Origin of the sequence: Micromonospora sp. NPDC049107 (genome assembly GCF_040648595.1) — a bacterium.
Classification (GTDB): domain Bacteria; phylum Actinomycetota; class Actinomycetes; order Mycobacteriales; family Micromonosporaceae; genus Micromonospora.
The window spans coordinates 58,231-80,572 of sequence record NZ_JBEZEC010000008.1; the positions used below are offsets into that span (position 1 = coordinate 58,231).

The 22,342-nt window shown below is 70.9% G+C and carries 21 protein-coding genes; 15 read left to right on the forward strand and 6 right to left on the reverse strand.

The annotated features are described in order from the left end of the window. The first annotated feature begins 5 nt into the window (after positions 1 to 5). The 4 genes from AB0B55_RS20260 (at position 6) to AB0B55_RS20275 (ending at position 4,297) form a co-directional block, all read left to right on the forward strand. Complete coding sequence (locus AB0B55_RS20260) at positions 6 to 1,403, forward strand: FAD-binding oxidoreductase (protein WP_357172862.1); 1,398 nt, start codon at positions 6 to 8, stop codon at positions 1,401 to 1,403. Continuing rightward, entirely contained in the window at positions 1,400 to 2,743 is a 1,344-nt protein-coding gene (locus AB0B55_RS20265) for a class I SAM-dependent methyltransferase (protein ID WP_357172865.1), read from the forward strand. The genes AB0B55_RS20260 and AB0B55_RS20265 overlap by 4 nt, the downstream gene beginning before the upstream one ends. 134 nt (positions 2,744 to 2,877) lie before the next feature. Then, a complete protein-coding gene (locus AB0B55_RS20270; protein WP_355051970.1) occupies positions 2,878 to 3,435 on the forward strand; it encodes a helix-turn-helix domain-containing protein in 558 nt (185 codons plus the stop codon). Next, positions 3,428 to 4,297, forward strand: coding sequence for an SRPBCC family protein (locus tag AB0B55_RS20275; RefSeq protein WP_357172868.1), 870 nt, complete (start codon positions 3,428 to 3,430; stop codon positions 4,295 to 4,297). The genes AB0B55_RS20270 and AB0B55_RS20275 overlap by 8 nt, the downstream gene beginning before the upstream one ends. 117 nt (positions 4,298 to 4,414) lie before the next feature. Here AB0B55_RS20275 and AB0B55_RS20280 read toward each other — a convergent pair whose 3' ends face one another. Further along, on the reverse strand, positions 4,415 to 4,732 hold the full coding sequence (locus AB0B55_RS20280; protein WP_357172870.1) for a helix-turn-helix transcriptional regulator: 318 nt from the start codon (positions 4,730 to 4,732) through the stop codon (positions 4,415 to 4,417). Next, a complete protein-coding gene (locus AB0B55_RS20285; RefSeq protein WP_357172872.1) occupies positions 4,729 to 5,094 on the reverse strand; it encodes a type II toxin-antitoxin system RelE/ParE family toxin in 366 nt (121 codons plus the stop codon). The genes AB0B55_RS20280 and AB0B55_RS20285 overlap by 4 nt, the downstream gene beginning before the upstream one ends. Positions 5,095 to 5,192: 98 nt before the next feature. Between AB0B55_RS20285 and AB0B55_RS20290 the strand changes: the two genes are divergently transcribed. The 3 genes from AB0B55_RS20290 (at position 5,193) to AB0B55_RS20300 (ending at position 8,840) form a co-directional block, all read left to right on the forward strand. Next, positions 5,193 to 5,426: a zinc-ribbon domain-containing protein gene (locus AB0B55_RS20290; protein ID WP_357172874.1), complete on the forward strand. Its 234-nt coding sequence runs from the start codon at positions 5,193 to 5,195 to the stop codon at positions 5,424 to 5,426. A gap of 349 nt (positions 5,427 to 5,775) precedes the next feature. Then, on the forward strand, positions 5,776 to 8,031 hold the full coding sequence (locus AB0B55_RS20295) for an EAL domain-containing protein (protein WP_357172876.1): 2,256 nt from the start codon (positions 5,776 to 5,778) through the stop codon (positions 8,029 to 8,031). 50 nt (positions 8,032 to 8,081) lie between these two features. Beyond that, positions 8,082 to 8,840, forward strand: coding sequence for a MerR family transcriptional regulator (locus AB0B55_RS20300; protein WP_357172878.1), 759 nt, complete (start codon positions 8,082 to 8,084; stop codon positions 8,838 to 8,840). A 7-nt stretch (positions 8,841 to 8,847) separates the two neighbouring features. On the opposite strand, the gene AB0B55_RS20305 is transcribed toward AB0B55_RS20300, so the two are convergent. Next, positions 8,848 to 10,263, reverse strand: coding sequence for a serine hydrolase (locus tag AB0B55_RS20305; protein WP_357172881.1), 1,416 nt, complete (start codon positions 10,261 to 10,263; stop codon positions 8,848 to 8,850). A 376-nt stretch (positions 10,264 to 10,639) separates the two neighbouring features. Next, positions 10,640 to 12,190 carry a gluconokinase gene (locus AB0B55_RS20310; RefSeq protein WP_357172884.1) on the reverse strand — a complete coding sequence of 517 codons (1,551 nt, stop codon included), beginning with the start codon at positions 12,188 to 12,190 and terminating at the stop codon, positions 10,640 to 10,642. Between the two features lie 138 nt (positions 12,191 to 12,328). Between AB0B55_RS20310 and AB0B55_RS20315 the strand changes: the two genes are divergently transcribed. The 6 genes from AB0B55_RS20315 to AB0B55_RS20340 all read left to right on the forward strand — a co-directional run bounded on the left by AB0B55_RS20315 (position 12,329) and on the right by AB0B55_RS20340 (position 17,885). Beyond that, the gene (locus AB0B55_RS20315; RefSeq protein ID WP_357172888.1) at positions 12,329 to 13,477 is read left to right on the forward strand and encodes a hypothetical protein; all 1,149 of its coding nucleotides are present in this window, start codon (positions 12,329 to 12,331) and stop codon (positions 13,475 to 13,477) included. A 45-nt stretch (positions 13,478 to 13,522) separates the two neighbouring features. After that, complete coding sequence (locus AB0B55_RS20320; RefSeq protein ID WP_357172891.1) at positions 13,523 to 14,068, forward strand: hypothetical protein; 546 nt, start codon at positions 13,523 to 13,525, stop codon at positions 14,066 to 14,068. Positions 14,069 to 14,107: 39 nt separating this feature from the next. Further along, positions 14,108 to 14,857, forward strand: a complete 750-nt coding sequence (locus tag AB0B55_RS20325; protein WP_357172894.1) for a MarR family transcriptional regulator — start codon at positions 14,108 to 14,110, stop codon at positions 14,855 to 14,857. After that, complete coding sequence (locus tag AB0B55_RS20330; protein WP_357172897.1) at positions 14,854 to 15,252, forward strand: VOC family protein; 399 nt, start codon at positions 14,854 to 14,856, stop codon at positions 15,250 to 15,252. The genes AB0B55_RS20325 and AB0B55_RS20330 overlap by 4 nt, the downstream gene beginning before the upstream one ends. Positions 15,253 to 15,381: 129 nt before the next feature. After that, a complete protein-coding gene (locus AB0B55_RS20335) occupies positions 15,382 to 16,512 on the forward strand; it encodes an epoxide hydrolase family protein (RefSeq protein WP_357172900.1) in 1,131 nt (376 codons plus the stop codon). A 167-nt stretch (positions 16,513 to 16,679) separates the two neighbouring features. Then, on the forward strand, positions 16,680 to 17,885 hold the full coding sequence (locus AB0B55_RS20340; protein ID WP_357172903.1) for a hypothetical protein: 1,206 nt from the start codon (positions 16,680 to 16,682) through the stop codon (positions 17,883 to 17,885). A gap of 30 nt (positions 17,886 to 17,915) precedes the next feature. On the opposite strand, the gene AB0B55_RS20345 is transcribed toward AB0B55_RS20340, so the two are convergent. Continuing rightward, positions 17,916 to 18,353 carry a VOC family protein gene (locus tag AB0B55_RS20345; RefSeq protein WP_357172906.1) on the reverse strand — a complete coding sequence of 146 codons (438 nt, stop codon included), beginning with the start codon at positions 18,351 to 18,353 and terminating at the stop codon, positions 17,916 to 17,918. 108 nt (positions 18,354 to 18,461) lie between these two features. Here AB0B55_RS20345 and AB0B55_RS20350 point away from each other — a divergent pair, with 108 nt between their 5' ends. Together AB0B55_RS20350 and AB0B55_RS20355 are read left to right on the forward strand one after the other, a co-directional pair. After that, positions 18,462 to 18,857, forward strand: coding sequence for a type II toxin-antitoxin system RelE/ParE family toxin (locus tag AB0B55_RS20350; protein ID WP_357172909.1), 396 nt, complete (start codon positions 18,462 to 18,464; stop codon positions 18,855 to 18,857). Beyond that, positions 18,854 to 19,153, forward strand: a complete 300-nt coding sequence (locus AB0B55_RS20355) for a helix-turn-helix transcriptional regulator (protein WP_357127877.1) — start codon at positions 18,854 to 18,856, stop codon at positions 19,151 to 19,153. The genes AB0B55_RS20350 and AB0B55_RS20355 overlap by 4 nt, the downstream gene beginning before the upstream one ends. Positions 19,154 to 19,170: 17 nt before the next feature. Here AB0B55_RS20355 and AB0B55_RS20360 read toward each other — a convergent pair whose 3' ends face one another. After that, positions 19,171 to 22,254 (reverse strand): DUF3427 domain-containing protein, encoded by a 3,084-nt coding sequence (locus AB0B55_RS20360; RefSeq protein ID WP_357172913.1) that lies wholly within the window; start codon positions 22,252 to 22,254, stop codon positions 19,171 to 19,173. Positions 22,255 to 22,342 lie beyond the last annotated feature (88 nt).

Below are 22,342 nucleotides of genomic sequence, written 5' to 3' on the forward strand. Positions count from 1 at the left end.
ATCACATGCGCGCTGAGCGTGTGGATCACCCAATTGACCATGATCAAGCGGTGGACACGTTGCGGCGGTCGTACGCCGCGGTGCCCACGGGCGAGCCTGTCCGGCTGGCCAAACGCACCTCCAACCTGTTCCGCCCCCGATCCGCTCCCCGCACCCCGGGCCTCGACGTGAGTGGCCTGAACGGGGTGCTCTCGGTCGATCCGGCCGGGCGTACGGCCGACGTGCAGGGCATGTGCACGTACGAGGACCTGGTCGACGCGACGCTGCCGCACGGGCTGATGCCGCTGGTGGTGCCGCAACTGCGCACCATCACCCTGGGCGGCGCGGTGACCGGCCTCGGGATCGAGTCGACGTCCTTCCGCAACGGACTGCCCCACGAGTCGGTACGCGAGATGGACATCCTCACCGGCTCCGGCGCGATCGTCACCGCCCGTCCGGACTCCGAGCACGCCGACCTGTTCCGCGCGTTCCCCAACTCGCTGGGCAGCCTCGGCTACGCGACGAGGCTGCGCATCGAGTTGCAGCCGATCGGCCGGTACGTGGCGTTGCGCAACATCCGGTTCACCCAACTGGAGGCGCTCACCGACGCGATCGCCGAGGTGAGCGCCACCCGGTCGTGGGCCGGCCAGCCGGTCGACGTGCTGGACGGCGTGATGTTCAGCCCCGGTGAGGCGTACCTGGTGCTGGGGACCTTCACCGACACCGCCGATCCGCCCAGCGACTACACCGGCCAGGCGATCTACTACCGGTCGCTGCGTCAGCGCACCCGCGACGTGCTGACCGCGTACGACTATCTGTGGCGCTGGGACACCGACTGGTTCTGGTGCTCGGCGGCGTTCGGCGCGCAGCACCCGGTCGTGCGCCGGCTCTGGCCGGCGCGCTACCGACGCAGCGACGTCTACCACCGACTGGTCCGCCTCGAACACCGGCACCAGGTGGCGGCCCGGATCGACCGGCTGCGGGGCCAGCCGGCCCGGGAGCGGGTCGTGCAGGACGTGGAGATCCCGCTCGACCGCATGGCCGACTTCCTGCGCTGGTTCGCGGCCGACGTGGGGATGACCCCGGTGTGGCTCTGCCCGCTGCGGTTGCGCGAGCCGGAGGGGCCCGGTTCCGCGCGGTCGTGGCCGCTGTATCCGCTCCACCCGGGGCAGGACTACGTCAACATTGGTTTCTGGGGGAGCGTGCCGATCGCGTCCGGCGCCGCCGACGGCGACGTCAACCGCACGATCGAACGCAGGGTGTCGGAGCTGGGTGGGCACAAGTCGCTCTACTCCGACGCGTACTACGACCGGGACGCCTTCGATCGCCTCTACGGCGGCGAGACCTGGCGCGCGGTGAAAGACCGCTACGACCCGGACCACCGGCTGACGGGACTGTACGAAAAGGCGGTAGCACGAGCATGAGCCTGACCGACCGAGATCAGGGGGCGGCGAGCGTCCCCGCCACCCCGCCGGCGGGGGGCCGGCGCACCGGCCCGACCGTCGCGGACGTCGTCCGCGCGGTCACCGCCGGGCCGTTGCCGATCCGCATCACCGGGTACGACGGCAGCGCCGTCGGCCCGACCGATGCCGGCATCACCCTGGCGATCCGTACCGAGCGGGGTCTGTCGTACCTGCTCACCGCCCCCGGCGACCTGGGCATGGCCCGGGCGTACGTGAGCGGCGACCTGGCGTTGCAGGGGGTGCACCCGGGTGACCCGTACGAGGCGTTGCGGGTGCTCAAGGACGAGTTGCGGCTGCGCCCGCCGTCGGTGGCCGACGGCGTCGCGCTGGTGCGGGGGTTGGGTTGGGAGCGGCTGATGCCGCCGCCGGCGCCTCCGCAGGAGGCCCAGCCGCGCTGGAAGCGGGTGATGAACGGGCTTCGGCACTCCCGGGTCCGCGACAGCACGGCGATCTCGCACCACTACGACGTCTCGAACGCCTTCTACGAGAAGGTGCTCGGCCCGTCCATGACGTACACCTGTGCGGTCTTCCGGTCCCCGAGCGACACCCTGGAGCAGGCCCAGGCGGCGAAGTACGACCTGGTCGCCGGCAAGCTGGCACTCAAGAAGGGCATGCGGCTGCTGGACGTGGGCTGCGGTTGGGGCGGCATGGTCCGGCACGCCGCGCGCGAGTACGGGGTCAAGGCGCTCGGGGTGACCCTGTCGAAGGCGCAGGCGCAGTGGGCGCAGGCCGCGATCGAGCGGGAAGGGCTGAGCGAGTTGGCCGAGGTGCGACACCTCGACTACCGGGACGCGCCCGCGGAGCAGTTCGACGCCATCTCCTCGATCGGGCTGACCGAGCACATCGGCGTGCGCAACTACCCGTCGTACTTCGGGGCGCTGCGGTCGCGCCTGCGCACGGGTGGACGGCTGCTCAACCACACGATCACGCGCGCCGACAACCGGGCGCCGCACCGTTCGGGCGCGTTCATCGACAGGTACGTCTTCCCGGACGGCGAGCTGGCCGGCCCGGGTCGGCTGATCAGCGAGGTGCACGACGCCGGGTTGGAGGTGCACCACGAGGAGAACCTGCGCCAGCACTACGCGCTGACCCTCGCCGCCTGGTGCCGCAACCTGGTGGAGCACTGGGACTTCTGCGTCTCGGAGGTCGGCACCGGGACGGCCCGGGTGTGGGGTCTCTACATGGCCGGTTCGCGGATGGCGTTCGAGCGCAACGGCATCCAACTGCACCAGGTGCTGGCCACCCACAACGGCCCGGACGGCGTGAACGGCTATCCGCTGCGACCGGACTGGTTGCCCTGATCATCCGCTGAGCGTCGCCTGAGGGTGAGCGTCGCCTGAAGCTGAGCGTCGCCGGAAGCCGCGTCGAGAAAGTCGGCGCGGCTTCTCGCGAAGCGATTGACAAACAAGTTTTGTACGTACAAACTGATTTTGCCATGAGAGACGTCCTGTACCTGGAGCAGATCGAGCAGGCCGAGGTCCTGCTCAAGCCGCAGCGCGTGGAGGTGCTGCGGCAACTGGCCGAGCCGCGCACCTGCACCGAGGTCGCGGCCCGACTCGACCAGACGCCGCAGCGCGTCTACTACCACGTCAAGCAGCTCGTCGCGGCCGGCCTGGTCGAGCTGGTCAACGAGCGCAAGGTTCGCGGGATCACCGAGGGCATCTACCAGGCCGCCGCCCGGTCCTACTGGCTCTCGCCGCGGCTGGTCGGCCGCATCGGGCTGCGCCGGGCCCGCGACGAGCTGAGCCTGGGCTACCTGCTCGACCTGATGGAGGAGGTCCAGGCCGACATCGCCGCCCTGGACCGGGCGGCGCCCGAGCTGCCCTCGATCGGGGTCTCCGGCGAGATCCGGGTGCCCGCCGAGCAGCGCCAGGAGTTCCTGCACGACCTGCAAACCGCACTTCAGGACCTGTTCACCCGCTACGGCGGCAGCGAGGGAGATGCCTTCAAGCTGGCCGTCGCCTGCTATCCGAAAGGGAACGACAATGAGTGAACCGTTGAAGGTGCAGGCCCGCCTGACCGCCCCCGTGGCGCGCGTCCGCCAGGCCCTGACCGACCCGACCGAGCTGCGCCTCTGGCTGGCCGAGCACGCCGAGGTCGAGCTGCCCGAGCGGTACGAGTTCTGGGGCCGCTACACGCCCGAGGGTGACGCCCCGCACCAGCGGCTCCTGCACGCCGACGACGACTCGCTGCGCTTCGGTTGGCTGCTCGACGGGGTCGAGACCACCACCGAGTTCCAGCTCGCCGCCGATGGCCCGGACGCCACGGTGCTCACGCTGACCCAGAGCCACTTCGACTTCGCCGAGGCGATGGACGGCTCCAGCATTCGGGGCGTGCTCCAGACGTACTGGGCGCTGTCCATCGCGAACCTGGCCTCCCACCTGGAGGGCAAGCCGCTGCTGCCGCGCACCGACTTCACCTCCGCGGAGCTGCGCGGCGAGCTGGTCATCGCGGTCCCCGCCGACAAGGTCTGGGAGTCCCTGACCGACTCCGAGCAGGCCAGCGCCTGGTTCGGCTACCCCATCGGGATCGAGCCCTGGGTCGGCGGCCGGTACGCCATGGGTGGCTTCGAGCACGGCTACGCCGCCAAGATCGTCGACCTGGAGCCCGGCCGGCGGATGTCCGTCGACTGGGGACCGACCGGCGTCACCAGCTGGGAGCTGGCCGAATCCGGTGGCCGCACCACGCTGACCTTCGTACAGAGCGGCTTCGACGAGACCAACCCGCCGTACGCTGCCTGGTCCGGCTCGGTGGCCGGCCTGTTCGAGCTGCGCCGCTTCCACGAGATGGCGGCCTGGCAGCCGATCTGGCTCGCCGAGGAGGTCCCCGGCCTGGAGCCCCAGCCCACCCTCTGACCGTCCCGCCGTGATCGTGCTCGATCAAGGATTTAGTGGCCTCGTTCGCACCTCGAAGGCACTACATCCTGGATCGAGCACGATCTTGTGCGTGGGGAGAGGGTCCTGCCCGCACGCTCACGCGATGGCTGCGATATCACCGTCGTCGAAGTAGATCGCCTGGTGCAGTCGACCGCCGAGGGCGACGGCGTATCGGGCCACCACCTCCTGGCCGGAGATCCGGCCCTGCTCGATCTGGGACACCCGACCCTTCGTGACACCCATGCGCTCGGCGATCTGCTGCTGAGTGAAGCCGCGGGCTCGTCGTACCTCGGCGAGTCGGTGCCCGACGACCTGCGCGAGCAGTTCCTGCTTTCCGGCTTCGACGGCCTCCTCGCCACCGGCCCGCTGTACGTACTCCGACCGAATGTCCGACCACCGCACATGCCCACTCATCGTTGGCCCCCCTCCTGCTGCGCGCGTTCCTTCAAGTAGATCTCGTAGCGTTGCTCGGCGAGCGGGATGGCCTGTTGATACCAGCTCTGCCACTGGCCTGCCTTGTCGCCCGCGACCAGCAGAATGCTTGCGCGCCAAGGGTCGAAGACGAAGAGGATGCGGACGGTGCCAGGTCGCAGCTCCTTGAGGTTTGCCAGTGCCGACCCGCTGATCGTGTCGACCAGAGGGCGGCCCAGTCCGGGTCCTGCCTCGGCGAGCGCGTCGATCGCCTGGACGACCCGGACGAAAGTCGCCTCGTCCAGGCTGTCGATCCAGGCGCGGACCTCGTCGACGACGAAGACCTCCCACTCATCCTGCGGCATCCGGGGAGTATATCAATCGCTATACCGCCTTGTGCGGATCTTGCAGCTCGTGGGGCGGGTTCGGTGACTTTTCGGGGTGGAGTGGGTACTGCCGTGCGATGTTCCTCATCTTTGGTCTGCGTACCAAGGTCGACCGGTCCGGTGTCGTGCAGGAGGTCTGCCGTCACTGCGGCAACCACGCCGCACAGGTGATCACCCGCCGGTCGACGAAATTCACCCTCTTCTTCATCCCACTCATCCCGATCCGCACCCGGTACGCGCAGCAGTGCACGTTCTGCGGGGCGCAGTACGAGGTCGCCAAGTCCGACGCCCAGCGCCTCCCGGTCCGCTGAGCCGCAGATGGCCCGCTTCCTGTGCTGGCTGATCGGCCGACCCCCGTCGGCCGGATCCGTCGTGTACACCGCCACCCGCCCGCCGTGCACTCCCGGCCGGCGTAAACGGCGACCCGTCCGCCGTCCGCTGGCCGGCACCGCCTTACCCCGCTCACCCTGGAACCGCTCCGCCGGCCGCTGACCCGACCTGTCGCCGGCACCGGACACCGACCGCCAGGACAGCCCGGGGAGACCGCATCGGCCTGGATGTTCGGCCCTGGCGGCGTTCCCGGGCGCTGGCTAGGCTTTCGAGGTTTGCCGTGGACCGGTCCGCCCGACTGTGCACACCCGACGAAGAGCCGGAGCGACCGTGTCGCGACAGGACGTGAAGCAGGCCGCGGGGCAGCTCAAGCCCATCGGCCCGATCGTCGCGATCGCGGTCCTGGTCGTGGAGGCCGGCTGGTTGGCCGCCGCGCTGCCCGGCGCGGCGCTGGTCAGCGACGTGGGCGCGCTCCTGGTCGCCGGCTGGGCGACAGTCGCCTGTGCCGGCGTGGCCCGTCGACACCCGGCCCCGTTGCGCCGGTTCTGGACGCTGCTCGCCGTCACCATGGCGCTCGCCGCGCTGGGTCGGGGAATCTGGACGGCGCAGCGGCTCGTCGGCGACGACCTGCCGCACAACGCGCTGATCGGGGTCGTCTTCAGCGCCGGCATCCTCACCGGCACCGCCGCGCTGCTCAGCTCCCCGTCCGGGCCACGCACGGCCGTCGGGCGGGCCCGGACGCTGCTGGACGGCGTGATCGTCGCGCTGGCACTGGTGCCGGTCGGCTGGGTGCTGGTGTTCCGAGGGGTGGCCTCCGCCGAGCTGGCCGATCCGGCGCGCACGCTGGGGCTGCTCTACCCGATGTTCGACCTGATGCAGCTCACCATCCTGGTGGCGGTGGCCGGTCCGGCGCGGCCCCGGTGGCGGCCGATGCGCGTGCTCGCGGCGAGCCTGACCATCCGGGTCGTCGCCGACGTGGTGTACGTCTCGCTGGTCGCCCGGGGGGACTACGCCGCCGGCCACCCCATCGACCTGTGCTGGCCGCTGAGTTACCTCCTGATCGGGCTGGCCACCGCCAGCCGACCGCCGCCGGACTGCGACGGCACCGACGAGACCGCCGAATCCCCGCTGCCGCCGTGGTGGCGGGTGGCGCTGCCGTACCTGCCGGTCGGCGGGGCGATCATCGCGGTGCTGCTGGCCCGCCGGCCGACCGGCCAGACTCCACCGCTGGTCTTCGTGACCATGATGACCCTGCTCGCCGCCCTCGCCGTACGGCAGGGGCTGGCCGCCAACGAGAACCTGCGCCTGGTGGCGCGACTGCGCCGGCTCGCGTACGGCGACCAGCTCACCGGGCTGCCGAACCGGCTGCTGTTCAACCGACTGCTGCGGCTGGCCCTGCGGGACGGTCGGCCGGTGGCCGTCCTGCTGCTCGACCTCGACGGGTTCAAGCAGGTCAACGACCGGTTCGGGCACGCCACCGGCGACGCCCTGCTGACCGGGCTGGCGGCCCGGATGCGGGCTGCCGTGGACGGCGACGGCACGATCGCCCGCCTCGGCGGCGACGAGTTCGCGGTGCTGGTCGAGGGGGACCGGCCGGTGTCACCGGAGCACCTGGCCGAACGCCTGCTGGACGCGCTGCGCCCGTCCGAGGGGGAGGAGGACGTGGGTGTGCACCCGTCGGCGAGCATCGGCATCGCCGAGTACGGGCCGCAGCACGCCTCCCACTCCGACCTGCTGCGCGACGCCGACATCGCGATGTACGCGGCGAAGGCCGCCGGCAAGTCCGCGTACCGGACCTGCACCCCGGCGCTGCGTGAGTCGGCCGTGTCCCGGGCGGAGCTGATCGCCGATCTGCGCCGGGCCGTCGACGAGGAGCAACTGCACCTGGAGTTCCAGCCGATCGTCGACCTCGCCACCGGTGCGGTACGCAGCGCCGAGGCGCTGGTGCGCTGGCGGCACCCCCGACTGGGGATGTTGCCCCCGGCGCGGTTCCTGCCGCTGGCGGAGGAGACCGGCCTGATCCTCCCGATCGACCGTTGGGTGATCCACGAGGCGTGCCGGGCGGCGGCGACCTGGCGGGCCCGCGCGCCGGAGGCGACGGTCGCGGTGAACATCGCCGCCGCCCACCTGCGCCGGCCCGACCTCATCGCCACGGTCACGGCGGCCACCGCCGGCGCCGGGCTGGCACCCCGGGCGTTGACGCTGGAGCTGACCGAGTCGGCGTTGATCGAGGGGACCGACGCCGTGCTGGAACGGCTGCACCAGCTCCGGGAACTGGGCATCCAGATCGCCATCGACGACTTCGGCACGGGCTACTCGTCGCTGAGCTACCTGCACCGCATCCCGGCCACCGAGTTGAAGATCGACCGTTCGTTCGTGGCCCGCCTCGGCACGGACGACCGGGCGTACGCCACGGTGGAGATGGTCACCCGGCTGGCCGGCGCGTACGACCTGGCGGTGATCGCCGAGGGGGTGGAGACCGAGCGTCAGCACGACGCGGTCACCGCCATCGGCTGCCCGCGCGGCCAGGGCTTTCTGTACGGGCGTCCGGACAGCCCCGCCACGGTGGGTCAGAATCGGGCTTGACCCTGACGTAGCGGCAGGTAGGAGCCTGGTTTCCGGAAGGGAGGGGAACCATGGCGTACACGGTGGGTCAGGCGGCGAAGATCGCCGGCGTGACGGTACGGACGCTGCACCACTACGACGAGGTTGGTCTGCTCTCGCCGAGCGGCCGGACGTCGACCGGCTACCGCCGCTACGACGACACGGACCTGCAACGGTTGCAACTCGTCCTGTACTACCGCGAGCTGGGTTTCCCGCTTGAGGAGATCACCGCGATCATCGACGACCCGGCGGCCGATCCGGCCGCCCACCTGCGTCGTCAGCACGAACTGCTGACGGTACGGATCAAGCGGTTGCAGGAGATGGTCACGGCGATCGAGTTCGCGATGGAGGCGAGCAAGTTGAACATCCAGCTGACACCCGAGGAGCGGTTCGAGGTCTTCGGTGACTTCCGACCGGAGGAGTACGAGGCCGAGGCGGAGCAGCGTTGGGGAGGCACCGACGCGTACCGGGAGTCGAACCGCCGGGCCTCCCGTTACGGCAAGGAGGACTGGCTGCGGATCAAGGCGGAGAACGAGGACTGGGGTCGACGGATCGTCGCGCTGATGGCCTCGGGCGCGCCGGCCGACGGCCCGGAGGCGATGGACCTGGCCGAGGAGCACCGGCAGATCATCAGTCGCTGGTTCTACGAGTGCTCGTACGAGGTGCAGACCGGGTTGGCCGACATGTACATGGCCGACGAGCGGTTCACCGCGTACTACGAGAAGATCGCCCCGGGGTTGGCCGCTTACCTGAACGAGGCGATCCACGCCAACGCGATCAGCCGGGCCTGACCGGGGCTCACTCCTCGACCGCGCCGCCGGATGGGGTGACCAGGAAGTCGTAGACGGTCCTGGCCATCCGGCGGACGGTCTCGTCCCCGGTCGCCATCGGCCCGGCGGTGAGGAACGCGACGGCGGTCTCCGTGCCGGGGATCAGGTAGTAGCCGACGTCGTGGGAGGCGTCCGGCAGGTCACCGGTCTTGTGGGCCACCGGGACGCCGGGTGGCAGCGCCGCCGGGATCTTGGTGTTCAGGGTCTGCTCCCGCATGAAGCCGATCATCAGGTCCCGGGAGGCCGGGGTGAGGACCTCGCCGTCCCAGACCGCGCCGAGCAGCGACACGACGTCGTCCGGGCTGGTGTAGTTCTCCTCGCCGCGCTGCGCTGCCGCGCTGTCGAGCATCCGCCGGGCCAGGATGGTAGAGCGCTGGTTCATCGAGTCGATCAGCGCGTTGACCGGGGCGAACCCACCCAGGTAGGTGATCAGCACATTGGCCGCGACGTTGTCGCTGTACTTGATCAGATAGCGTGCGAGCCGGTACAGCGTGACCACCTGCGGGAACGTCTCGAACTGGAGCTGGCCGGTGCCGCCCACCACGTCGGCCGGCGTGACCAGCACGCCGTCGTCGAGAGACACCTGTCCACAGTCGACCCGGCGCAGGAGTTCGACCAGGATCCAGAGCTTGATGACGCTCGCGGCCTTGGGACGCAGCGACCCGTTGACCGAGACCTGCTGGTCCCCGTACCGGCCGGAGAGGTCCCGGACGGTTGCGCCAGCGGGGTTGAGGCTGGCGTCGGCGACCACCCGGGCGAGCTGTCCGCTGAGCGGGAACAGCCGTGCTCCCGCGACCGGGTCGGTGGGCGGCTGCGGGCTGGTGACCACCACTCCGGTGAGCGTCGTCGGCGGGCGGTGCCGCTGGATCACCTCAAGCGTGCCCTCGCTGCGCCCGACCAGCGGCACCCGGTAGCGGTAGGCGGTCCCTTCGACGACGACCGCCCCACTGGCCACCCCGGCGGCGACCCGCATGTCCGGGTCGGCGACCCGGCCGGTGTCGCCGTCGCAGGCCCGGTACCGCACGGTGTGCCCGAGCGAGTCCACCGCGAACGCCCCGCCAGGGAACGACAGCCAGGACACCTCGCTGGTCGGCGCCCGCTCCGGCGTCGGCTCCACGCCCGGCTCGTCGCTCCGCCCGCCCGTGTCGTTCGGCCCGCCCGTGTCGCTCCGCCCGCCCGTGTCGTTCGGCCCGTCCGTGTCGCTCGGGCCGTCCGTGTCCTTCGGCCCGGTGTCGGCGGTGGGTCCGTCGGCTGCGTACCCCAGGGTCGTTCGGTGGTTCGGGCCGGGACCGTCGGCGGTGGCCGGGCCGGTCGTCGCCGCGACGACCAGCGCGATCGCCGCCGCGAGCAGGGAAGATGAGCGCTTCTTGTCGCTTTTCCTCACGTTTGTACGATAAGAAGCGTTGGCGGCGGATGGGGCTGCCGGGGCGTGAGTCACCCGTCCGGGAGACCGCGCCCGCGAGAGCGTGATGCCTCAGTGGCATCAAGATGACTCACCGGCATCACGCTCAACGATGACTCACCGGCATCACGCTCAACACCGAACGGCCAGCCCCGCGCCGAGCCCGCCGCCGGTTGAGTCGCCCGCCGGTCGCGTCGCCCGCCGGTCGCGTCGCCCGCCGGTCGAGCCGGTCGCCGGTCGCGTCGCCCGCCGGTCGAGCCGGTCGCCGGTCGCGTCGCCCGCCGGTCGAGCCGGTCGCCGGTCGCGTCGCCCGCCGGTCGAGCCGCCAGCCGGTCGAGCCGGTCGGCGGTCGAGCCGGCTACATCGGCGGTCCCGGGGTGGGTGGCTCGGCGGGCAGGCCGGGTGCCAGGCGACGCATCGACGTGAAGGTCGGCACCAGCGCCTCGTACAGCTCGGCGAAGAGGGGCAGCAGCGCCGCGTAGGTGGCGGCGGCGGCCGGGTCGGGACGGATGGTCTCCTCCATCTGGACCAGGTCGGCGGCGACGTCGATGCTGGGGATCAGGCCCAGCGCCTGCATGCCGAGCAGCGCCGCGCCGAAGCTCGACCCCTCGCGTCCGGCGGGGAAGCTCACCGGCATGCCGAGCACGTCGGCGAGCATCTGTCGCCACAGGCCACTACGGGCGAAGCCGCCACCGGCGCGGATCTCGCGGACCTCGTTGCCGGCCGCGCGCACCGAGGTGAGGACCAGTGCGAGTTGCTGGCAGACCCCCTCCATGGCGGCCCGGACGAGGTGTTCGCGGCGGTGCCCGTGGGTCAGCCCGACGTACGCGCCGCGGGGCAGGGCGCTCCAGTGTGGAGCGCGCTCGCTGTGCAGGTAGGGCAGCATGATGAGCCCGCCCGAGCCGACCGGCGCCCGGGCTGCCAGGGCGACCAGGTCCTCCTCGGGATGCTCGCCCAACTCCGGCGCGAGCGCGGCGCCCGCCCACTTGAGGACGATGCCGCCGTTGTTGATCGCGCCGCCGACCGCCCAGCGGTCCTCGGTGAGCGCGTAGCAGAACACTCCGCCCAGCGGGTCGACGCCGGGGCGCTCGACCATGACCCGCATCGCGCCGCTGGTGCCGATCGAGCAGGCGACCATGCCGGGGTGCACCGCGCCCAGACCCAGGTTGGCCAACGGCCCGTCGCCCGCCCCGACCACCACCGGCGTGCGCCGCGGCACGCCGATGGCGTCGGCGGCCCGCGCGGTGAGGCCGGGCAGGACGGCGGTGGTGGCGACCAGTCGGGGCAACCGCTCCCCGGTGACGCCGGCGATGGTCAACGCCTCGGCGTCCCACTCGAGGGTGTGGATGTCCATCAGGCCGGTGGCCGAGGCTATCGAGTGGTCGGTGACCAGTTCTCCGCAGAGTCGCAGCAGCACCCAGTCCTTGATGCCGACCCAGTGCGTGACGCGTTCGAAGAGCTTGGGTTCCTGCTCGGCGAACCAGAGCAGCTTGGGCAGGGGCGACATCGGGTGCATGGGCGTACCCGTGCGCCGGTGCAGCGCCAGCCCGGACGGCACCGCCCGCAGCCGCTCGGCCTGCCGGGTGGCCCGGGAGTCGGCCCAGGTCACCGACGGCGTGAGCGGGTTGCCGGCCGCGTCGAGGCCGATGAGGCTGTGCATGGCGGAGCAGAACGCCAGGCCGGAGATCGGTGCGGCCAACTCGGCCACCACGGTCCGGAGCGACTCGACGACGGCGGCGAGGATCACGTCCGGGTTCTGCTCGGCGTACCCGGGGTGCGGGTCGTCGAGGGGATAGCCGACGAAGTGGCTGGCGATCAGCCGCCCGTCGGTGTCGTACGCCATGGTCTTGGTGCTCGTGGTGCCGATGTCGATCCCGATCACCACACCGGGCGGGGTAGCTGGCGGCATGACCGTCAGTATCGCCCTATCGTCCGGGTTGATCCGCCGTTCGGGTAGTTCGCCCGTCTTGGCGTGTCCCGGCCGACCGTCACAACTGTTAATCCGAGTGCACCCCAGATTGGTGGCCTACGCGGCGAAGGAGTCGGCGTGGCAAAGACTGATTCGACGGGTTCCACATGGCGGTACCGCTGGGCGCAGCGGCAGAACGTGCGGCGGATCAGCACGTACCGCGGCGCGGAGACGGCCTGGCGGCGACGCGACGACGAGTTACGGCGGCTGCGCGCCCTGGCCGCCGACTTCCACGGTTCCGCCGCGGCCGGCGCGGGCCTTCCACTCGAACTCGTCGACGACGAGGTGGTGCTGTGGGCGCTGCCCGCCGCGCAACTGGTCGAGGTGCGACACACGGCCGTGCTGCCCGCGCCGGACCTCACGGTCGCCGTGCCGGCCGCGCCGCTTCGTCCGCGCCGACCCGACGGCGTACGCGTCACCGACGCCGGCATGGCCGTCATCACCAGCCGCCGGTTGGTGCTGCTCGGCGGGCGCGGTCGGCGCGACTGGGCGTACGGCCGGATCACCGGCTTGACCCACGACCCGGTGGGGCCGGTGACCCTGATCCAGGTGCTGGACCGGCGTCGTACCTCCGGACTGTTGCTGCCCACCGACGCGGCGGCGGACTTCCGGTTCAAGCTGACGCTGGCCTTCGCCGACTCGATCGAGCAGCGAGCCGCGGTGCTCGCCCAGCTCGACGAATTGATCGCGGAGCACGACCAGCTCAAACCGTTCCGGCCGGCGGTGGCCACCCCGGCGCAGGCCCGGCTCTCCGCGGTCGTGCCCGGCGGTCGCCGGTCCATCGCGGTGGCGGCGGCGGTCGCGCTGCTCGTACCGGCGGCGCTCTTCGAATCGAACCCGTCGGACCCGACCGGGGGCGCGGAGGTCGCCGTGGCGGCCACGCCGGCACCGGCCGCCAGCGGGCCTCCCGCGCTGCTGCGGCCGGCGGTCCCGCGGCCCGCGCGCACCACCACGCCCAAGCGGAAACCGTCGCCACGCCCGTCGCCGAGCGCGACGTCCGGGCCGCGCTGCGGGGCGCCGGAGAACCCCCTGGGGTACGACTTCTGCGGCGGGACGAGGATTCGCCGGCCCGCCGTCGAGGTGTGCGACTGGTTCGACTGCGTGCCGCAGTTCTGGGCGGGCCGGGGCTACCTCGTGCAGTGCCGGGACGGCTCGGTCAGCCTCGCGGGTGGCCGGGCGGGCGCGTGCGCCGAGCACCGGGGCGTCCGGCGGACCGTCACGAAGTAGCGCGTTTTGACCCGAACGCTCGTTCAGGTCAGTCAGAATGATCGAGTGGAGATCCGTTCCGACGACGGTGCCCGGGTGCGGATCCGCCCGGTCGGCTACCAGCCCGGCATCGACCCGCCCGACGACCCCGAGTTGGCGGCGCCGGGCTGGCAGGACTGGCTGCTCATCGAGGTGGACGCCCGCACCGCCGACGGTCAGCTCTGGTCGCACCACTACCCGAGCCTGCTCGTCGAGGAGGCCCGCGCGCTGGGCAGTTGGCTGCACGGCCAGGCGGCGGCGGCCGGCGGTCCGAACCCGCCACCGGCGATGGTCCGCTTCACCGAACCCAACCTGGCGCTGCGTACCCGGGTTATCCGTCGACGTCGGCTGGAACTGATCGTCGAGTTCTCCGCCGAGTCGCTGCCCCCGTGGATGCGCCGGCCGGCCACCGCCATCTACCCGCTGGTGCTCACCGTTTCGGCCGACGCGCTCGCCGTCGCCGCCGCCCAGTGGGTCGGGCACTGCGAGGCGTACCCGCCGCGTACGCGATCGCGGTTCCCGGCCGACGATCCGCTGCTCGGCGCCCTGTCGCGTCGGCGACGAGCGGGCTGACCCCTATTACATCAAATCAGTTTGATGTAATCTGCGGGAGTGAGGTCATCCGGCACCAGCGCGCCACCGGGGTTCGTGACCGCCGCGGGGCACCCCGTGCGGTGGGGCCTGCTCAGCGAACTGGCCCGTGGTGACCTCGCCGTACGCGAGCTGACCGCCCGTCTCGGCCAGCCGCAGAACCTCGTCTCGTACCACCTCGGCAAGCTCCGTAAGGCCGCGCTCGTGACCGCCCGGCGCAGCAGCGCCGACGGGCGAGACACCTACTACTCGCTCGCCCTGGCCCACTGCGCCGGCCTGCTGTCGGACGCTGGCGCGGCCCTGCATCCCGGGCTGCGGCTCGCCCCGCCGTCGCCGGCCACCTCGGTGACCGGCCGGGTGTTGTTCCTGTGCACCGGCAACAGCGCGCGCTCGCAGATGGCCGAGGCGCTGCTGCGGGAACGCACCGCCGGCGCCGTGCAGGCGTACAGCGCCGGGAGCCGACCGAAGCCCGTCCACCCGCACGCGGTGACCGTCATGTCGGCGCGCGGCATCGACCTGCGCTTGGCCCGACCCACGCACCTCGACGAGTTCACCGGTCAACCGTTCGACGCCGTGATCACCCTCTGCGACCGGGTCAAGGAGGTCTGCCCCGACTTCCCCGGAGGCCCGCGCAGCGCGCACTGGAGCATTCCGGACCCGGCCGCGGACCCCGACGGGCTACCCGCGTTCGAACGGGTCGCCGACGACCTCGCCCAGCGGATCGACTTCCTGCTGCACACGCTCGCCACCCCAGGAGAGAGGGCATCATGACCAGCCCCATCGATGACAGCACGGTCAGCGTGCGGTACCTCGTCGACGACGTGGCCGCCGCGATCGACTTCTACACCGTCCACCTCGGCTTCACCTCGGCCAGCGCCTTCCTGCCCGCGATCGCCGACGTGCGGCGCGGCAACCTGCGGCTACTGCTCTCCGGTCCGGCCAGCTCGGCGGGCCGGGCCCTGCCCGACGGCCGCCGTCCCCGGCCGGGTGGCTGGAACCGCATCCACCTGATCGTCGCCGACCTCGACGCCGAGGTTGCCCGGCTGCGTACGGCCGGAGTGGGTTTTCGCAGCGACGTCGTCAGCGGCCCGGGTGGCCGGCAGATCGTCCTGGACGACCCCTCCGGCAACCCGGTCGAGCTGTTCGAGCCCGCTCAGGTACGGTGATCCCCGTCAGCGACGAGAAGGAGGTGAGCCCCGTGAACACCCGTTGTCACGCCTGGGCGCCCTTCTCGTCCGTCCCCCTCAGCTGACGCCTTCGGGTCGGGGAGCGCGCCCTCCCTTATCGGAGGATCAATGTCTGTCTCCCCGTTCCGCATCGACGTGTCCGATGCGGTCCTCGATGACCTGCGGGCTCGACTGGCCCGCACCCGCTTCACCGACCGCACCGGCCACCGACCGTGGCAGGGCGGCGTCGATCCCGACTACCTGCGGGACCTGGTGTCCTACTGGCACGACGAGTTCGACTGGCGTGCCCGGGAGGCCGCGCTCAACGCGTACCCCCAGTATCTGACGCTCGTCGGCGGCCGGAAGCTGCACTTCGTGCACGTCCGCGCGGACCGTCCGGCGGGTACGCCCGCACCGCCCCCGTTGCTCCTGAGCCACGGCTGGCCCAGCAGCTTCGTCGAGATGCTGCCCCTGGTCGACCGGCTGACCAGCCCGCTCGGGGGCGCGTTCGACGTGGTGGTGCCGTCCCTGCCCGGCTTCGGCTACTCGGAGCTGCCCGACGAGCCGCTGACCCGGGCGGTCCTCGCCCGGACGCTGCACGAGTTGATGACCGACGTGCTCGGCTACGAGCGCTACGGTGCCTTCGGCGGCGACGTCGGCGGGGTCGTCACCGGTTGGCTCGGTGCCCGGTATCCGGAGCGGGTGGCCGGCATCCACATGATCCATCCACCGTTCCCGGCCAGCTTCGACGACCGACCGCTGTCGGCGGCCGAGCAGGCGTTCCTGGACGCCGAGGCCGCGTACGACGAGACCGACGGCGGCTACAGCGCCATCATGGGCACCCGTCCGGACACCCTGGCAGCGGCGCTCGCCGACTCACCCGCCGGGCTGGCCGCGTGGCTCGTCGACAAGTACCGGGACTGGAGCGACAACCACGGTGACCTGGCGAACAGCATCGACCGGGACACCCTGCTCACCATCATCACGCTGTACTGGGTGACGGGCACGATCGGCTCGTCGTTCCGGCAGTACGCCGACTTCGACCACAACACGCCACGACCCGACATCACCGTGCCCGCCGCGTTCACGGTGAGCACCGAACCCTCGCAGGCGAACTTCCCCCGTTCGATCGCCGAGCGGGCCTGCACCGACATCCGGCACTGGAGCGAACCGGGCCGGGGCGGGCACTTCATGCCGCTGGAGGAGCCCGATCTGCTCGCGGCTGAGCTGAGGGAGTTCTTCACCTCGCTGCGCTCGTAGGGCTGCCCCGGCGGCTGCTCCGGTTCTCTGCCGGAGCAGCCGCCGGCAGCGGGCTACGCGCTGCGTTCCGTCAATACTCTTCTTTCGGGCGCAACGGGATACATCGATCCCGGTCGCGTTGCCTGTCACGTACGTGAGCGGTTGTAACGCGTGTGACCGTGACCTCTGTGGCCCACGTCCCCTGGCGGACCGCCTGGGCCGAGCGCGAGAACGAGCGCCGGCAGCGCGCGTACCGGCACGCCACCGACGCCTGGCAGCGCCGCGACGACCACCTGGTCCGGCTCCGCATCGAAGCCGCCAGCTTCATCGGGTGTACGCAGCCCCGCACCGGCCTGCCGGTAGAGCTCGACGACGACGAACTCGTCTTCCGCGTCCTTCCCGTCGCCACGCTTGTCGAGGCCGAGGCGCGGCACGTCCCCGGGCTGCCCACGCCGGGTTCGTGTTCCTTCGCTGAGCCGTCTTCCGAGGCGCTGCCGCCGGGCCTGCGGGCGGTCGACACCGGCATGGCCGTGGTGACCAGCCGACGGGTGGCCTTCGGCGGTCGGGAGCACCGGCGCGAATGGCGGTACGACGACCTGGTCGGCCCCGCCCACCACCCCGACGCCCCGGTCACCCTGCTGCCCGACCGCAGCCGACTGGACGGGCTGCTGGTCCCGTCCGGTGCCGTGGTGAACTTCCGCTTCTATCTCACCCTCGCGACCAGCGAGGATCGCGCCGCCGTCGTCGCCCAGATCGACGAACTGCTGACCGCCCACCGGGCCGCTCCGCCCACGCCTCCTCTGGTGGTAGGGCCCGACGACGCGCCGCTGACGGCGGTACGCCCCGACCGGCGCGCGGTCAGTGCCGCCGCCGTCGCCGCAGTGGTGTTCGTGACGCTCGGACCGGGCGCTCTGGGCCCTGGCGCGTCAGGTCCCGTCGGCCCGGTGCCCTCGGCGAAGATCGTCGCGATGGACCTGCCGAGGGCTGGGGCGGTGCTCGTGCCGCTCGGGCCCGTCGGGCCGGTGCCAGCCAGGACGCGGGTCGGCTCGGCCGTCAGTGCCGTATGGACCGCCCCGCCCGCCTCGACTGTCCGGCCGTCGGCCCCGACAGATGTCTCTACAGCGGTGCCCCCTGTCGTAGCGGTGGCCCTGCCACCGGTCGCCGCGCCGCCCGTCGTCCCGACCCGTTCGCCGAGTCCGGTGCCGACGCCGGTCCCCAGCACGGACCCGCCCGCGTCAGCCCTGCCGACGCCCCCCGTCGCGTCGGCCTCACCGACGCCGACCCCGACTCTGACGGCTACGCCCTCACCGAATCCGGAGTTGCTGGCTGTCTGTCTGGACCCTCTTCAACTGCCGGTGCTGGACCCGCTGCTCTGCCCGTCCCCGGCACCATGATCGGCGTCTTGGCTGTTTGCCGCCGCTTGCTCAGTCCATGGCGCTGAAGTCGGGGACGGTGAGGGAGCCGTCCTCCGCAAGGGCGAAGCCCGGGTTCCAGGCGATCTCCCAGAGGTGACCGTCCGGGTCGGCGAAGTAGCCGGCGTAGCCGCCGTAGAAGGTCTCCTCGGCCGGCTTGGTCACCGTCGCGCCTGCCTTGGTCGCGGTGGCGATCACCTCGTCGACCTCGGCTTCTGAGCGGACGTTCTGGGCGAGGGTCACCCCGCCGAAGCCGTCGGTGCCCAGGTCGTCGATGCCCGCGTCGGCGGCCAGCTTGTCGCGGCCCCAGAGGACGAGGGCCAGGCCGCCGGCCTGGATGAAGACCGTCCCCTCGACCTCCTGGCCCCGCCAGCCGAGCTGCTCGTAGAACGCCTTCGCGCGGGCCACGTCCGCGACTCCCAGGGTGATGAGGCTGATCCGCTGTTCCATGGTCTTCAACCTAACGCGCAGTTCCGCCGCCGGTTAGGCAGGCGGCCCCGACGATGTGGCCGCCCGAGCGGCCAGGGCAGCACCGAAATCATCGCCAACACGCGTTTGATGGAGTTCGGTGAGATCGACTTAACCCATAGCATCGATGCTATGGGTTGGGGTAGCGTGGAGCTGAAACCAGAGGTCCGAGACTGGCTGGAGGAACTATCAACTGCCGACTTCGCTCGAGCGGCGTTCTACATCGATCTTCTGGCCGGCCGAGGCGTCTTGCTCGGAGAGCCGCACAGCAGACAGCTTGACGGCAAGCTGCGTGAGCTGCGGTTTTATCTGGAGCGCGACGCAGTCCGCGTGACCTACTGGATTGCCTCCGACCGGAGGATCATCCTGCTCACGGTGTTCCGCAAGACGCGGATGCGGGAGGACCGGGAAGTCGAGCGGGCTCGCCGCGCATTCGAGCGATGTGTGGCGGAGCGGCACATCGTGGACGAGAGGGCAGAGCGATGAGTGATCGCCTGGACTGGAACGACCTGCGTGAGCACCGGATGGCGGAGCCGGGGGCGGCCGAGACGTACGAGGCCACCCGGATCGCCTTCGAGCTTGGCCAGGAGGTGCGCAACCTGCGCGAAGGGCACGGCTGGAGTCAGAGCCAGTTGGCGCAGGCCGCCGGCATGACGCAGTCCGCGGTGGCACGCTTCGAGGCGGGCGGGACTGTGCCGACCCTGCCGGTCCTGGAGAGGTTAGCCCGGGCTCTGGATCGACGGTTGGACGTCAGGTTCGCCTCAAACGCGGACGCAGCTTGACCAACCGCCGGTGAGGGCTAAGCGGCGATTGTTCGGGCGGTGGCGTAGACGTCGGCGGGTAGGGCGTGGTGGAGCTGCCACAGGACACGCATCGGCCGGTCACCGGTGTGCGACTCGTACGTCATGGTGCCGGCGTAGAGGTACGGCGGTGCGCCCAGGTCACGGTCGGCGATACGGGTCTCCCGAATGAAGAGGTGCACTGTCGAGCCGCCCGACGTATAGCGCCGCCCGGTCGCCGACGCCGCCGACGTGGTGCTCTGCGACTCCCACTGGAACAACGTGTCGGTGATGGCCCGGTCGGCGTACATGGTGGTGGGGGAGTAGTGCGCCTCCGACTTGACCAGGGTGACGAAGAACAGGTCGGCCTGGGCGTCCGGCAGCCACTTCACCCCCTCGCGCAGCGAGCCCGGATTGGGCATTCCGAAGGCGGCGCACGCCTCGTTGCGGCTGTACCGGGCGTGCACCCGCAGCGGCACCGCCCCCGCCGCGAGCGCGGGCGTGACCCGGTGGATGCGGTCCCGCAGCACCTCGGCGACCTGCCGCAACTCGGCGCAACGCGCCGGCTCCTTCCACAGTTGTGCCAGCCGTTCGCCGCGCGTCGCCAGCGGGGCGTTCGGCCCCCAGAGGCTGAAGTGCAGCATGTCTAGTAGTCGGCTGCTGCCTGCGTACCCCTGCTGACCTGGCGCGGGTGGTCCGGCCGCGACCTTCGTTAGTAGCTCTAGCCGGTCGGTGTCGTCGATGTGCAGCATGCGACCGATGGCGCGGCCCAGCTCGCGGTCGTTGGGGCCGGGCGCGGTCGTCTCGACGCCGGCGAGCCGCCGCAGGCCGGTCCAGCCACCGACGCTGGCCGATCGGTACACGTCCTCGATCTCCAAGCCGGTCTCGTGCAGGAACGTCGCCAGAGTGACGTCGCCGAGTTGCCGCAGCTCAGAGACCAGGCCAGCCTTCGAGGTGGGCAGTGCGCTCTTCAGGTTGGCGAGGACGAGATCCTTTGCCACCCGGTCCAGCTCGACGTGGCAGCCGCTGGGCAGACTCGGGAAGTCGTCGCGAACCGCCTCGGTGATCGCCCGCCGGCTCACCCCCGTCAGGGCACGCCAGCGCAGATCGAAGCGGAAGTTGGCGTTCTGCCCGCCGATGAAGTCGAGCACGGTCAGGCAGGGCTTGTCGTCGTCCAGTCGCAGACCACGGCCGAGTTGTTGCAGGAAGATCGTGGCGCTCTCGGTGGGTCGCAGCATCAGGATCGTGTCGACCATCGGCAGGTCGACGCCCTCGTTGAACAGGTCCACGGTGAAGAGCACCCGAAGCTTGCCGGCCTTGAAGTCCCGCAACAGCGTGGCCCGATCAGTGCCGGCTCGCGACGTCACTGCCGCAGACGCCACGCCGTGGTCGTTGAACCACCTGGCCATGAACTCGGCGTGCCCGATGCTCACGCAGAACCCGAGTGCCCGCATCCGCCCGACGTCCACCTTGTCGCTGACCGCACGCAACACCGACCGCGCCCGTGCGTGGTTGCCGGTGTAGACGACGTCCAGGTCGGCCGGGTCGTAGCCTTGGCCGCGCTTCCAGGCGAGGTGCGACAGGTCCACGTCGTCGTGCAGCCCGAAGTACTGGAACGGCGACAACAACTGCCGCTCCAACGCGTCCCACAGGTGCAGCTCAACGGACGCGCGCCCGTCGAACCACCGGCGCACGTCGCCGCCGTCGGCCCGGTCGGGGGTCGCGGTCAGTCCGAGGAGTACGCGGGGACGCAGCCGCTCCAAAAGCCGGGTGTACGTGGGCGCTTCAGCGTGGTGGAACTCGTCCACGATCACCATGTCGTACGCCTCGGGGTCGACCTCCCGCCGGTGCAGCGACTGGATGGAGGCGAAGACGTGCTTCCAACCGTTCGGCTTCTCGCCCGCGACAAGCGTCTCGCCGAAGCTGCCGTCCCCCATGACCTGCCGGAACGTAGACAGGCTCTGCCGCAGAATCTGCTCCTGATGCGCTACGAAGAGCAGCGAGTCCGCTCGCTTCGCCCTGTGCAGTCGGCGGTAGTCCAGGGCGGCGACGACGGTCTTGCCGGTGCCCGTCGCCATGACCACCAGATTGCGCCAACGCCCGTGCACCAGCCGTTCGGCGTCCAGGTCGGCGAGGATCTCTGCCTGGTACGGGTACGGGCGCACGTCCAGGTTCGAGATCTCGGTGGGTGTCTGATCGCGGCGTTCCCCGCTCAGCGCATGCCGAAGCCGCTCGGCGTCCCTGGTCGCGTCGTACGCCTCGAACGCCGGGTCGTTCCAATAGTCCTCGAACGTGGCCGTGAACGTGTCGATGACGTGCGGCTGCTCGATGTTCGAGATGCGCACGTTCCACTCGACGCCGTCCACCAGTGCGGTCTTCGACAGGTTCGACGAGCCGACGTACGCGGTGGTGGTGCCGTTGTTACGGCGGAACAGCCAAGCCTTGGCGTGCAGGCGAGTGGTCCGCGTCTCGTAGGACACCTTGACCTCTGCGCCCAGCTCTTTGAGCCGGTCGAGCGCTCGCTGATCGGTCGCGCCAAGGTAGGTGGTGGTGATGACCCGGACCTTGCCGCCTCGGTCGATCAGGTCGCGGATGGCGTGCTCAACGATGCGCAGGCCGTACCACTTGATGAACGCGCAGAGCAGATCGACGCTCTCGGCCGAGGCCATCTCGTGGTTGACCTCGTGGCCGATTCGGGGCTGGTGGCGGCCGTTGACCAGGAGTGCGCCGGTGGAGAGGGGCGTGGTGGGACGGTCCGGAAAGCTCGGCTGCGCGGGTGGCGTTGGCGGGGCGGCGATGGCATGGAGCAGGTGCTTGGCGTCGGTGACCTGGTCCTGTTCCGTTGCTGCCTTGGGACTCAGGGTGGTGATGGCGTCAGCGATCTGGTTCGCCATTGCGATCTGGTGGTGGAGCTTGTCGTCGCCATTGGGGACGGACTGCAGGGCTCGGGCGGCCAGGGTGGCGATGTGCCGGGCGAGGGCGGTGTGCGCGTCGGCCGGGTCGAGGTTGTGGTGCTGAACCAGGGCGGGGTCGACATGCTGGAGGCGATCAGCCAGCTCACGGGTGATCAGGTGCTCGTACACACCCCGCTCAAGATCCGTCATTCGAGCTACCTAACCACACGTTCCGTCTATGGATGGGGCGCGGCGACCGGTCGCATCGGCAGAACTTGTCGCGCAATCGGCGAGGCCA